The sequence below is a fragment of the Psychromonas sp. SR45-3 genome (genome assembly GCF_014163575.1).
In the GTDB taxonomy this organism is placed as follows: Bacteria; Pseudomonadota; Gammaproteobacteria; order Enterobacterales; family Psychromonadaceae; genus Psychromonas; species Psychromonas arctica.
The window spans coordinates 1-14,207 of the sequence record NZ_JACJDP010000031.1; the positions used below are offsets into that span (position 1 = coordinate 1).

The following is a 14,207-nucleotide window of genomic DNA, read 5'->3' on the forward strand; positions in this document are numbered from 1 at the left end:
GTAAATGCTCAGGGCTAAGCTATTTATGCTTAGTTCAAGGCGAAAAAGCGCAGTTTAGTGGTTTAAATGAGCATTTTTCAACGAAGAAATAGGCTTAAATAGCGACGGCCTGAGTAGTTACAAAATAATACAGATAAACCATACCACAAATAAGCTGCTCAATAAATGTTCAACAAGCGCTTAGGATTGGTATAAACTTGCAGTTCCACCTCCTTTGATAAAGGGTTAAAAATAAAATCATTACTTTTAGCGCCACCCCTATTCAACTTTCTAGGTCAGGTCAATTTCCTAAGGCAGCCTAATCCCCTACGACAAATCAGTTTTCTTCTTCAAACGCTGCTGCTTGCATCGTTTGTTTCTTTTTTCTTCAACAACAGTGTGTATTCCGCATCCTTAACGGCGGGCAGTAAATCAGTAGGCATAAAGTTAGGCTCAGCTTCGAGCGGAAGTGAACACTACACGGTCGCCGGTGCCTCACTGCAATACTTTGCATTAGATAATCTCGCCGTTGGAGCGGCCTATGAATATTGGTTTTCAGGTAATCCCACTATTTCAAAAGCGTCTTTGCAATCCACTTATTACATCCCTTTCACCGCACAAATAAAACCTTATGTCGGAGTGTTGTATAGTCATTATTTTGTTGAAGACAGATCTGATATTGATGCTTATGGATACCGACTTGGTGTTGCTTATATTAAATCGCCAATGATCTTAAGTGCAGGTATTAAACAAGAGAGATACACATCCAATAGACCCGTATATTTTGATCAAGACCCAAAGTTAGAATTTATGGTGGGTTTTTCTTTTTAAGAGGCATAAAGCTGCATGATAAAAATGCTCGTTCTACAATACACTCTTTGCAGAATGAGCATTCTCTCTTAGCCTAATTAAAAAACTTACCTCATTTCATTCTATTCGGTCTTATTCGACCGTATTTAAATCGACAATAGGGGTTGTAACTTGTTTAACCTCTGCACCATTTTGAATGGTAGCCACCTGTTTAAGTGCTGATTTAACATCATTATTGTTAGCTAAAATAGTATAAGTCAGATCAAAGTGCTTGGTTTCACCCGCTTTAATTGTTGGCACTAAACCTAATGGGCGTTGGTATTTGGTGTTATAAGCATAACTGGTTCCAGGCTCAATGCCGGTCACATAACCTTGCTGTTTGGTATCTGTATTTTTCCATAATGTTAAGACGGGTAATTGTTGCACATTGTAACCGACTGCAACCCCTTTATTCGCTTTCGCATTATGCAGTACAGCCAGCGTTTCGCCTTTGTCGTTACCAATAGGTTTAAAGTTAAACACCATTTCATCATAACCTTTTGTAGGCCCTAAATAAGTTTGCCAATCTTTTAAGCCCGCTTTAGCATAATCATTAAATGGTGATATTTCACTCGCTGCAGCAATAAATTTAGCACCTTTTTCTAGGATCGGCGTACCAAAATTAGAATGGTAAATAATTTGATATTCGTTATCGTAATCCGCTTTATTAGTTAACTGATCATGCAGTGAGAAAGTGGTTGACCCGGGCACCACTTCTAATTGAGTTAAGGTCACTAGCTCCGCCATTTTAAAGGTACGCTCACTGACTTCACCTTGAATCGTTATTTTATGTGGCGGTTTATCATCTATGATCACTTTCACGGTTGAAGCAGGCGTATTTTGTACTCGTCCATGTAAACTAAGTAGCTGCCCATTATCATCAACTCCAGGGTGACCTGTCCATTCATAACCACAACGTACCATCATTTCGTTAAAACCATCTAACCAGCCTAAACCATTACGGCTTTCTAACTCAATAAATGCAGGGTTAACAATTTCTTTGATCGGAGAGTCCCATCCTAGTAGACGTTCACCATCCATCTTCACATCAAAAATCCCCATGCCACGAGTTGGTATTAGGGTAATGGTCACTTTTCCATTATTAACGATAAGAATGTCAACTCCGGCTTGTTTACCACCGTGTAATTGACGCTTTTCGACAGAGAATGTTCCACCATCAGTAAAACCTAATGTTTGATTAGTGACTTTCCAGTCGCCAACATCCGTCCCTGATAACGAATTAGTTAGAGTGAATTCAGCAGCATTGACAGTCAGTGTACCTAAGCCAAGCAGAGTAGAAATAAACAGTGTTTTAAGTTTCATATCACGTCCTAATGTTAATCATTGATTAAAATCCAGCAACCTGCTGAATCGATTCAGCGAATCTTTGTGCAATGTACTCGCCCCCTACTCGATATTCAATGTGATTTATTTTTGATGTGACTAATTACACATAAAAATGGGCAGTGAGAGAAATAACTGATTGCTGAATCACCTTCAGCTAAAAATGCAGAAACAGTAAGTGAGGTTAATAAGAAAAAGTGAATGATAGTTGCTTAAGTCGATGTATTTGCTAGGCTGAGTACATAAAAATAATCTGCTTAAACCTAGTACAACAACTAAAAAATGAGAACATATGACTTTAAATATCAATGAATTAGAGTTAGATTTAGGACAAGAGCACATTATTATTCAGCGTCGCTATGAAGCATTAGGCGCCTTTAATGACTTTTTAATTGCGGTGTGGTTTTTAATCGGTAGTTTTTTCTTTCTATCCAATTCACTGGTTGAAAGTGGCACTTGGTTATTTATCGTAGGCAGTGCGCAACTATTGATAAAACCAATATTAAAATTAATCAGCTTGATCCACGTCAGCAAAGTTTATAAAGATAAAATAAAACAATAATTCACTATCAAGTAACTCTGAAACGTACAGACAGGCTACTGTAGATAGCGCTGTACGCTTTAATAAAGAACATTATCTCTTTTCTTCAAAAACTGCATTGTTCGCGGCCAAAACTCAGTAAACTTTCAGTTTGTCTTCAGCCAACCTTAAGCTTTAAAACATAACATGTTTACATTCTCCTAGAATGTGGACTTGAACTAAATGAACAATAGTGTGCTTAAAAAATTAACCTTACCAACTGAATTTTCTTTGAATATAAATATCCTCGTAATCCTGCTTGCAAGTTATTTTGCAATGGTCTTTAACCACCCTATTATTCAACGGGTTTATGAGTTATCTGGCAATGATTTCACGCTATATTTAATTAGCCACCTTTTATTAACGAGTGCTTTTGTTATTATTTTTACGTTATTAGCTTGGCCTTATGTATTTAAAATAATACTAATTCCGCTACTATTGACCTCTGCATTGGCTTTTTATGCAAGTGCAAAATATAACATCATGTTTGATTACACCATGATGGAAAATATATTTGAAACAAATACAGGGGAAGCTTATTCATACCTTAATTTAAGCTCTGTTTTATTCTTTCTCTTACTGGGCATACTACCGGCTTTATTATTGTTAAAAGTTAAAATAACTTATAATCAAAGCATCCTTAAAATTTTGTTTTTTAAAGCAGTATTGTTAATTAGCATGGTCAGTATCATCGCTTTAATCGCTGTTTTTTATTATAAAGATTATGCCTCTATAGGCCGTAATAACTCATATTTGAATAAGATGATTAATCCCGCTCATGTTTATAATACATTCAAGTATGTGAAGAAAAATTACTTAAATAAACCGATTGTCTACTCAAAATTAGGACAAGATGCGAAACTTATTCCTGCTGCGAATAACAAACCTACCTTAATGGTTTTTGTTGTTGGTGAAACAGCACGAGCTCAAAATATTGCTTACAATGGTTATGCTCGCAATACCAATCCTTATACAGAGAATATGGGCATCATTTCATTTCAGAATGTCACGACCTGTGGCACTGCAACAGCCGTTTCATTGCCGTGTTTATTTTCAAATATGAGCCGTTCGAATTATAAAAAAGAACGAGCAATAAATCAGGATAATGTATTAGATGTATTGAGCTATGCAGGGGTTAAAGTGCAATGGTTAGAAAATGATGGTGGCGATAAACAAGTTGCACAAAATATAGTAAAATTAAACGTTAATAAAACAGAAAATAGCGATTTGTGTAATAAACATAGCTGTTACGATCAAGTGCTATTACGTCGTCTTCCTGATTTGATAGAACAAGACACACAGCAAGATAAGCTCTTTGCATTACATTTAATCGGCAGTCACGGGCCCACCTATTATCAACGTTATCCAAAGGATAAAGCATTATTTAAACCCGCTTGTGAACGTAGTGATATCGAAAATTGTAGTGACCAAGAGATCCTTAATGTTTATGATAATACGATCGCTTATACCGACTATATATTGGCAGAAACAATTACTCTGCTTAAGCAATATCAAGACACGTATAACGTTGCACTTTTCTATCTTTCAGATCATGGCGAATCATTAGGTGAAAATGGTTTATATTTGCATGGTACACCTTATGTTGTTGCACCAAACGAACAAACTCATGTGCCTTGGTTTATGTGGGCTGCAGATGATTATTTTGCGAATAAAGGCATCAATAAAAACTGTCTTGAGCAGCATGCAAAAAACGAGGCAGTATCACATGACAATCTATTCCATACCTTATTAGGGTTTTATGGTGTGAATACGAAACAAAAACAAAGTGCACTAGATATCACCACAACTTGCAAAACGAATGCTTAATAGGCATCTAAAAGAGATATAAAAATGAAAATTTTAGTGATTGAAGACTCTCAACATTTACGTAGAAGTTTAATTGTAGGGTTGAGTAACTTAGGGTTCACTGTAGAAGCAACAGGCGACGGCAGTGAAGGTTTAAACCTTGCTCTTTATAATCACTATGACCTTATTATTTTAGACCTAATGCTGCCTAGTATTGATGGTATGACTTTACTGAAAACCATCCGCCAAGAGAATATTCATAGCAAGGTGATTATTCTTTCGGCTCGAGTGACCGTAGATGACCGAGTGAATGGTTTGCTAGCAGGTGCGGATGATTACTTAGTGAAACCCTTCTCTTTTGATGAACTACATGCACGTATCATGAGCATTCAAAAAAGAGGGGAAATTTCTTACTTTAACAATGTCATCAAACAAGATGATTTTGTCCTCGATACACAACAAAAAAGTTTTGCTTACCAAAATAGCCTGATTGACCTAACTAAAAATGAATTCAAAATTATTGAAGCTATTTTTAGCGCCAAAGGCAATATAGTCAGTACCAGTAAAATAAGTGAAGCGGTCGTTGGGCATTTTGATGAGTTATCAAAAAATAGCATCGAGGCGCACCTATCATCGGTAAGGCGAAAAACTAAGTTACTTGGTGGTGTATTGCCGATCAAAAATAAACGTGGCTTTGGTTACTTATTAGAGCAAACAGAATGAAATCGATAAAAAAAGATATTGTTCGCGCGATCACTATCATTCCAGCAATCATATTATTTAGCATTTTTATTGCTATCGATATTGTCTTAGATGATTGGGTAAAAGATAAATTTGATGAGAGTTTAACCACTAAATCTAACTATCTAAAAACATTGGTAGAAGTAAATAAAAATGGCGTCGAGTTTGACTTTTCCGATGAGTTTATGCCGGAATTTTCAAACCCCAAAAAATCTCAATATTTCCAATTATGGGTTGATGAGAAACCCTTTGAAAGATCGCGCTCTTTACGCGCCTTTCCTGAAGAGCAATTAGTCAAACAAGCTCTACCGATTAATAGCTCAAAAATGATTGATGTTGAATTACCCGATGGTCGTTCAGGCCGCGCCATAATGAGCTACTTTCATCCACAGGTTCCCAAACGTTTACGCAATACTGTGGCTCCTTTTCAACACACAGCTTTTTTTACTGTCACTGTCTCTGATGAAGATTTTTCTCAGGCTTTGCTTGTGCTTGATATTGTCTTTTGGTTATTGTTCTTTACCTTAATCATCGGTATTCGTTATTTGGTCATTGCGCAGATAGATAAAGGATTAAAACCCCTCATTTTACTAAATGATGAAATAGCCCACTTAAAAATAGATAAAGCAACGTCGTCGCTCTCTAAAGTACCTAATGAACATATTGAAATAGCACCAATACGGGCAGAATTATTACGCTTTATTGAGTTTTCACAACAAACATTGCGCGAAGAGCAGCGTTTGTCAGCAGATATCGCACATGAACTTAAAACCCCTATCGCAGAAATTATTAGTCTGAGTGAATTACATATTCAATATCCAGATGATCATCGTATTTCAGATACCTACTCTCAGGATATGCTTTCTATCGCACAACGCATGAAACATATTGTGAATAACCTAATGATGCTTAATCAAAGTGATGAGTATTTATTAAAACAGCAAAATGAGGATGTTCACCTCATGGAGCAGATCAATGACATTCTGACAACGATTCAAAGTACTAATATTGATGCGCTAAAAAGAGTAGAGGTCACTAATCTATTAGCCAAAACATCGCTTAATTTAGATGTCATAAGCTTTAATATTATTATCTCGAACCTAATAAACAATGCGCTATTTTACAGCCCAGCTCAATCAACGGTTGATTTAACTATTACTAAACAAGATGACCGAAAAATATATATCATTATACAAAACAAGTTAACACAGCCGATTTCAGCAGAGCAATTACAACAACTCTTCAAACCTCTCTATCAAATAGATTCTGCGCGTACTGAAACTCAACATTATGGTTTGGGATTAGCCATTGTAAATAAATTGTGTTTGCTGAACAATTACTCCATCGAAGTCTCACAACCAGACCAAGAAACAATTCAATTCACACTTGGGCTTAATAAAATATAAATTTATTTTATAGCCATTTTCACTTAACCGCTTTTTATTAACCAGGAATAAGTGGCTATAAAAAGCGGATATAAAAGCTCAAAATACTTCTATTCTTGTTCAATATTAAGCTGTAATTTTTTAGCCAAAGGTTTAATCGCAGCCCCTTGCAGAAACACTGATATTAATACGATAAAAAAGACCATATTAACAATGGTTAAAGACGAAGTAACTCCTGCAGCAGCGGGAATCAATGCAAAGACGATTGGCGTCGCACCTTTGAGGCCTATAGATGAAATAAATAAACGCTTTTTCCAACTGGCTTTCGGGAAAAAAAGATAGCAAATTTGTACGGCTAAGGGCCTCGCAACCAGTATTAATAATGCGGCAGGTAATAAAGAAGAATAAAGCACATCAAAAAGATGCTGCGGAAAAATTTGCAAACCAAGCGCGATAAACATGAGTGCCTGAGCTAACCAAGATAAGCTATTGAAGAAGTGTTTAGTGATCTCTTTCCCCCGTTTAATGCCATTACCAATCACTACCCCTGCCACATATGAAGCTAATAAAATATTACCGCCAACAAGCTCACTACCGTAGGTCGCTAAGACAAAACTCACCAGAACAAACACAGGAATTAAACCGTATTCTTCAAGCTTAATATGGTTAAGTAACCACACACATAAACGCCCTACAATGAAGGCAATAATTAACGCACTAAAAATTTGTGTGATTAACTCAATACTAATACGACTTGCAGAAATGCCACTCTCAGGAGTAAGTGCTAACTCAGTTAATAGAACAACAAGAATCAGTGCGATGGGGTCATTAGTAGCGGATTCAAATTCTAATACGGTATCTGTTTGCTCTTTTAATTTAATTTTTTTGGAATGTAGAATTGAGAAAACAGCGGCAGCATCGGTTGATGAGACAATGGCTGCAAATAAAAGACAAACAATAAAAGAAAAATCTAAAATATAAGAAAGTAGAATGGCAAAAAAGAAGGTCGTTAACAGAACTCCTAAGGTTGAGAGTATTCCCCCTTCTCGATAAGCAACGCGAACGCTTTCCTTGGATGTATTTAATCCGCCAACAAAAACAATAATGTTAAGTGCAATACTGCCAACTAGAGAAGTTAAAGCAAAATTATCATAGATAAAATTAAACTCACCATTACCAAATAACAGCCCAACTCCCATAAAAATGAGCAAAGAAGGAATGCCAAAAGTCCGTGATGGATGATGCAAAAGAATGCCAATTCCAATTAAAGCCGCAATACAGATCAGTATGAGTTGATATGACATTTTTTCTTTATCTTCCTTTTTAATTATTAACGAATAGTGATGATGAATATTAGGAAAAGAGGCGAGCGTTTCATAAAAATAAGTCGTTTAAAATCAAGATAACGACCTTTTATGTGTACTGTTTTCCTCCTGGATGATGATGTTTTAGTTAATCACAAATAAAAACTGTAATGGCACTTATCAATGTCGCTCAAGAAAAATAGACTCTAAGCACTTTGACCTTTTGGTCTTTTGATAAAGAAAGCAGTAAGTCATTTAATGATATGTTAAATTTTCAGTGATTAAGTTCTAACTTTTTTATACATAATACCTAGTAGGACTGTATTTATAAAGGGCTTTATCGAGTCAAATAATTATCATACATCAAGTCAAATAAAAGCCGATATTCCATTGAATAATCAGTAAAAGATAACGACTTCACAATTAAAAAATAGCACTAAAACATCTAAATATGAGTCAATATCGAACAAAATAACAGCAAATTAAATCATACAATTAATAAATGCGAATAATTATCAAAAGTGCGATCAATCACAAACAAATAAATACAAATCAAAACTTTATAGGATTTTCTCTACAAATTAGATAAAGTTATATATATGTATTTTATCAATATATTAGGTCATCATTTTAATACCCTAAAATTGATACCCTAAACTTAGGAAATAGACTTTATGTCCCCGGCATCTATCATAAAATTTACAGATAGCCCTTCTTTAGATGAATTGAATAAGGCCATAAAGAGTGTAATAAACGCAGGTGCTAACAGCATATTACTACTTACTTGTATTAACAATGCTTATAATACTGAAAAAGTAAACAAGACATTAAAAGCATGCCCATTGCCTTTATGCGGCGGAATATTTCCTAAAATAATTTACCAAGGTAAAAATTATACTCAAGGAGCCATTGTACTGGGATTAATGGTTGACCCGAAAATAGTCAACTACGACATGCTCAACAAATCTGACCCTGACTTAAAGCATTACATTCACAGCAAAAGTAAAATCATTGAAAAATATCAGGATTTCATCATCATCTCCGATGCACTATGTAGTAAAAGTGAAAACTTTATTGACCATTTTTATGATTTCATGGGCTCTGGTGTCACAACCATTGGTGGTGGTGCAGGATCTTTAGATAACGCAAATAATCCAGTTATTTTTACCAACCAGGGGTTGGTTAGAGGCATCACACAAGTCATTGCTTTACCTTGCCCAATCAACAATAGTATTGGACACGGCTGGGAGCTACTTGATGGCCCTTATTTAGTTACGTCATCCGAGGGTCACTTTGTTTATTCTTTAAATTATAAACCTACCTTTGATATTTATAAGGAAATAATACAAAGTAGGCATTTTACGCCGCTGTGTGCAGATTTCTTTGCAACATTTGCGAAAAAGTACCCTTTAGGCATTATCTCTTTAGATGGCGAAATATTAGTTCGAGATCCTATTCAAACCAATGGTTCATATTTAGAGTGTGTAGGAAATGTACCTGTTAATTCAATGGTCTATCTATTGCAAAGCAGCCAAGATAAAATGATCGACGCAAGTAAAGAAGTTGCTCAAAATTTATTACGGCAAGGCCCTCTCAACACGCTATTATTATTTGATTGTATCAGTCGTGATTTTTTCATGGGCGATAGCATCGATGATGAACTTGAAGCAATACAGTCCCCGTTTCCCAACATCTGTTTAGTCGGTGCGATGGCAATAGGAGAAATAGCTAATACCCCTTGTGGTTCAATACGCTTACTTAATAAATCAACCGTTCTCGGTTCTTTTTAATTATTCTGGATAATTTATGAATACAGCGATGCACATTATGTCTATCCAACACCAGTTAGTACTGGCGATAGGTAAAGACTCTGATCTAAAAAAAATGTTGCATCAATTTTTACGCCTCTGCTGCCTCAGTTTAAATTCAACTAATTGCCATGTTTTTCTAGTACAAGATAAAAATAAAAATCCAGTCCATCAAAAGAGCAAAGATTCAAATTTGAAATTAGGTCATTATTTAAGTTTCCCAATGAAAAAATATGGGTTGCTAGCAAGTAATAACCAACCACTCGCCAATATCGTTAATACTTTCTTTACAAATAACTTAGCGATTGACGTTATTGAATATGAATCGAGTCTTTACCACTTATTTAAAATTGGTGGTTTTGGTGTATTAGCTATTGAGCGTAAGCAGCCGTTAGGTGAAGCAATTCAAAATGCCTTAACCCCAGTATTAAAAAAACTGGCAACAAGCAGTATCGGCTCTATTAATCACCGCTCGCTAGTCTTAGAAATTAAAACCAGAAAACAGATTGAAGAAAAAATCAGTTACCAAGCCTCTCATGATTTTCTCACCGGCTTATTCAATAGAATGGAAATGCAGCAACGCTTAGCTAAAGCCATTGATAATTGTGCAGATCAGGCAAGCACTGGTGCCATATTATTAATTAATTTGGATAAGTTTAAAAATATTAATGATGTGATGGGCTATCATGTGGGTGATAAAGTGTTACGACAAGTGGCAAATAGACTACGTCATACAGTGAAAAACCTTGCTACCATTGCGAGATTTGATGGCCATGAATTTATCGTTTTATTAAAAGACTTACCAGTTAGCCCCCTTGAAATGAAATCTATTATTAATGGTGTTATTGCAGATATTGTATTTGCCATTGAGATACCACTTGAGCTATCTGAAGGACGATTTTCTGTTTCTTGTTTCATTGGATATGAAACATTTAATGATACGAGTAAGAGCGTTCAGGATGTACTGAAGAATGCGAGCATTGCCATGTATGAAGCCTTTAAAAAAGGTAAAAATAAAGCGCTTGCCTACAACAGCGACATGTCAGTACAACTTAATGAACACATCACTTATACACAGGAAATAAAGCAAGCCCTCAAAAATAATAACTTTGAATTACATTATCAACCGCAATATGACCACCTTAAAAACATAGTTGGGGCGGAGGCATTACTGCGCTGGAATAATCCATTACGAGGTTACGAATCCCCGGCAATTTATATCCCTATTGCAGAAGAAAGTGACCTGATTATACAAATAGGGAGCTATGTATTAAAGCAAGCATGTGCTGACATCAAAAAGTTAGAACAGCTCGACCTGCCTGATTCTTTTAAGCAAATTTCAATTAACATAAGTGCTAAACAATTAGCAAAGCACAACTTTGTGCAAACCATTATTTCAGCGGTAGAAGAAAGTCAAATTTCGCCTTTTCGTTTAAAAATAGAAATTACTGAAAGCATAATGATGGGCGATATAGAGTTATCAATAGAGAGCTTAGAAAAATTACATCGTTTTGGAGTGGAGTGCGCAATTGATGATTTTGGAACAGGTTATTCTTCGCTAGCTTATTTAAAACGCTTACCTGCTACATTGCTTAAGATTGACCGTTATTTTGTAACCGATATTCACAAGGATAAAAGTAATACTGCGATTGCAGGTATGATTATCGAGTTAGCTAAAAGTTTGAACATGACAGTGATCGCTGAAGGAGTTGAGAAAAAAGAAGAGTTAGACTGTCTAGTCCAGCTAGGCTGTTATCATTATCAAGGTTACTATTTTAGCCATCCTATCGCATTTGATAAGCTACTGATGGCTATTAAATTGTAAGCGAATAAAATAACCATGCAATTTAAGCACTTATGCAGTCTATATTAAAAAGCAATATAAACTATGTAGGTAGCATCACTACTCGCCAATAACAATCTAGCAACTTAATGACCTTATCAAAGCCACCTTTTACATCGGATTTAACGATATAACCGGCGATATTTTCATTATAAGCAGCAACTAAGTCTTGGTCAGCCGATGAGGTAGTCAAAACAAAAATGATAGTATTTTTTAACTCTTCATCCTGACGAATTATTTTTAGAAACTCTAATCCCCCCATGATCGGCATATTAAGATCCAGTAGAATCAAATATGGTCGCTGTATTGCATCTGGTTGTCGCAACAGCTGTAATGCCTCTAAGCCGTTTTTAGTTCTAATAATGGGATTAGCTAATTTTAATTTAGCAAAGCCTCTCTCTACTGCTTTTGCATCTATTTCATCATCTTCTATTAATAAAATGCTGACTTCTGCATAATTACTACTCATTATAACTATATCCTTTTAACTGTATTATCCTGATAGAACCGCTGCATTTAGTGTTCGTTGAAAATCACTAGTGCATTATTTCCATTAAATAGAGCACTACTTTATTGATATTGCGATTATACCTTAACTATTTCTGCTCCATCATGCTGGACTCTATTTCCCCTTTCGGCCAACTAAAGTAAAAAGTACACCCCTGCCCTAGCACAGATTTAACAATCACTTCACCAGAGTAATGCTCAACAATTTTTTTGATTAATGCCAATCCCATACCACTGCCTTCAGTTTCATCGCGTGGTCTTAAGGTTTTAAACATTTTAAATATATCTTCATGATAATTAGGCGAGATACCAGGACCATCATCTTCTATACTGAAGACATAAAATTCATCTGTTTCTGTACATCCAATCTGAATATGACCTTGCTCTTTATCATGATGTTTAATCGCATTGCTGAGTAAGTTTCTCACTACCTGTTCAAAAGGTGCTCTGTAAGTTGAAAAACGAGGAAGGTTATCCTTAATCGTTAACGTAAAACCTTCCAGCGGTGCAACTAATGAGAACAGATCATTAATGACAACCTTACTATCAATATCAGAAATACTATTTTGTTGGCGGTTTGCACGTGAATACGTTAATAAATCATTCAATAACGTTTCCAAACGCTTTATTCGATTGCGCATCATTTTAAGATGAGCAGGTATTTCCTCTAAATTCCCTTCCTCAAGATCTTCCACAACCCAAGTCGCTAACTGGTCAATGCCACGCAATGGCGCTTTTAAGTCGTGAGATGCGACATACGCAAATTCATCCAAGTCTTTATTTGAACGGGCAAGGTCAACAGAACGCAACTCAGCCAGTACTTTTGCTGCATCGGCTTCTTTCATTAAACTAGATAAAAGTGCTCTCTGTGTTGTTAGCTCATCAATATTTGTTTTTAATTGGGCATTTTTATCGGCTAAAGACTGAGTCCTGTCGGCCACCTTTTTCTCTAATTGACTATTTTGATTCTGCAGAGCCTCACTTAAATGACTAATGTTTTTAGCTCTAATAACAGCAACTTGTAATGCGTAGATGGCAAAAGCTAATAATAAGCTAATCACAATGCCGCCGAATAAAATCCATTTAATGACAGTAGGAGACTCAATATTTTTTAACAACATATCATTAAGCGCAATATTTAACTGCCACTGACGATCCGGAATATTAATATCAAAACTAAAAAAATCTTTATCTTCTATTTGGCCATAAAGCGAACCACCATTTTCTTGGTTAATATCTAATAAACTCAACTCTAAGGCTTCAATATCCGCTCGTGCTTTTGCATTTTCCATTAACGTGTCAATTCTGAACACACCCGTTGCGTAACCAATCAATGCCGTAATACGTTGCTCTTTTGTATCAATCGGGAGATCTTGTTGATATACCGGTGCAATAATTAAAAAACCAGCAGAAGAGCCAGTTTCTTGTATTAGTTTAATTTTTGCAGTGGTCGTCATTCTGCCGCTGTCTCTGGCCAATTCCAACGATTGGCGACGTATATCATTACTATTGAGATCAAACCCTAATGCCTGTTTATTAACTTGGTAGTTACTAACGTAAGCCACAGGAGTATAATGGGGTCTAACTTTGCTCTTAACCAACTTACCTTGAGCATCTCTTTCCATGATATCAAAATCAGGTTGTTGAGCCCTAATGAGCGCTTCAAACCGCTCTTTTTCACTGGATTTAACCAAAGGAACCCAACTCATTGCCTGAATATATCCTCTCTGATTAATATCAAGTACATCCATATATTGATTAAATTCAAGTTGTGAAAAGTGCTGTTTATTAGCACTATAAAAGGCTTGTAACCCTTGTAAATCATTGATCGATTTATCAATCGCATCTTGAAAATGACTAGAGACCTGTTTTGCAATATTTTCTATTTTTTCATAACTTTCAGCTTTTAATTGTTCAGTTACTTTTAATGAAATAGTATAAGTAGAGAAAATACCAATAAAACTGATAACAATCGCTAGTAATAATGGCTTAATTGAAAATATATTCACTTTTTAGACATCCTTGTTATACCCAATTGTATGAAATAAGCGTTGTAAATAT

At 35.6% G+C, this 14,207-nt stretch carries 11 protein-coding genes; 7 read left to right on the forward strand and 4 right to left on the reverse strand.

Going from position 1 to position 14,207, the window contains the following annotated elements; genetic code table 11:
- Positions 1 to 378: 378 nt before the first annotated feature.
- Positions 379 to 810, forward strand: a complete 432-nt coding sequence (locus tag H5084_RS14545; RefSeq protein ID WP_182691066.1) for a ferrodoxin oxidoreductase beta subunit — start codon at positions 379 to 381, stop codon at positions 808 to 810.
- A gap of 111 nt (positions 811 to 921) precedes the next feature.
- On the opposite strand, the gene H5084_RS14550 is transcribed toward H5084_RS14545, so the two are convergent.
- The gene (locus H5084_RS14550; protein WP_182691068.1) at positions 922 to 2,151 is read right to left on the reverse strand and encodes an aldose 1-epimerase family protein; all 1,230 of its coding nucleotides are present in this window, start codon (positions 2,149 to 2,151) and stop codon (positions 922 to 924) included.
- Positions 2,152 to 2,464: 313 nt separating this feature from the next.
- On the opposite strand from H5084_RS14550, the gene H5084_RS14555 reads away from it, so the two are divergent.
- The 4 genes from H5084_RS14555 to H5084_RS14570 all read left to right on the forward strand — a co-directional run bounded on the left by H5084_RS14555 (position 2,465) and on the right by H5084_RS14570 (position 6,705).
- Positions 2,465 to 2,734: a YrhK family protein gene (locus H5084_RS14555; RefSeq protein ID WP_182691070.1), complete on the forward strand. Its 270-nt coding sequence runs from the start codon at positions 2,465 to 2,467 to the stop codon at positions 2,732 to 2,734.
- A 201-nt stretch (positions 2,735 to 2,935) separates the two neighbouring features.
- A complete protein-coding gene (locus H5084_RS14560; RefSeq protein ID WP_182691072.1) occupies positions 2,936 to 4,579 on the forward strand; it encodes a phosphoethanolamine transferase in 1,644 nt (547 codons plus the stop codon).
- Between the two features lie 24 nt (positions 4,580 to 4,603).
- Complete coding sequence (locus H5084_RS14565) at positions 4,604 to 5,281, forward strand: response regulator transcription factor (protein WP_182691074.1); 678 nt, start codon at positions 4,604 to 4,606, stop codon at positions 5,279 to 5,281.
- Positions 5,278 to 6,705, forward strand: a complete 1,428-nt coding sequence (locus tag H5084_RS14570; RefSeq protein ID WP_182691076.1) for a HAMP domain-containing sensor histidine kinase — start codon at positions 5,278 to 5,280, stop codon at positions 6,703 to 6,705. The genes H5084_RS14565 and H5084_RS14570 overlap by 4 nt, the downstream gene beginning before the upstream one ends.
- 89 nt (positions 6,706 to 6,794) lie before the next feature.
- Here H5084_RS14570 and H5084_RS14575 read toward each other — a convergent pair whose 3' ends face one another.
- Positions 6,795 to 7,988, reverse strand: coding sequence for a potassium/proton antiporter (locus H5084_RS14575; protein ID WP_028868187.1), 1,194 nt, complete (start codon positions 7,986 to 7,988; stop codon positions 6,795 to 6,797).
- 674 nt (positions 7,989 to 8,662) lie between these two features.
- On the opposite strand from H5084_RS14575, the gene H5084_RS14580 reads away from it, so the two are divergent.
- A complete protein-coding gene (locus H5084_RS14580; protein WP_028868185.1) occupies positions 8,663 to 9,778 on the forward strand; it encodes an FIST signal transduction protein in 1,116 nt (371 codons plus the stop codon).
- A gap of 16 nt (positions 9,779 to 9,794) precedes the next feature.
- Positions 9,795 to 11,621, forward strand: coding sequence for a bifunctional diguanylate cyclase/phosphodiesterase (locus tag H5084_RS14585; protein WP_182691078.1), 1,827 nt, complete (start codon positions 9,795 to 9,797; stop codon positions 11,619 to 11,621).
- A 61-nt stretch (positions 11,622 to 11,682) separates the two neighbouring features.
- On the opposite strand, the gene H5084_RS14590 is transcribed toward H5084_RS14585, so the two are convergent.
- A complete protein-coding gene (locus H5084_RS14590) occupies positions 11,683 to 12,108 on the reverse strand; it encodes a response regulator (RefSeq protein ID WP_028868184.1) in 426 nt (141 codons plus the stop codon).
- Positions 12,109 to 12,235: 127 nt separating this feature from the next.
- Positions 12,236 to 14,155 (reverse strand): CHASE domain-containing protein, encoded by a 1,920-nt coding sequence (locus H5084_RS19965; RefSeq protein WP_182691079.1) that lies wholly within the window; start codon positions 14,153 to 14,155, stop codon positions 12,236 to 12,238.
- Positions 14,156 to 14,207: the final 52 nt, after the last annotated feature.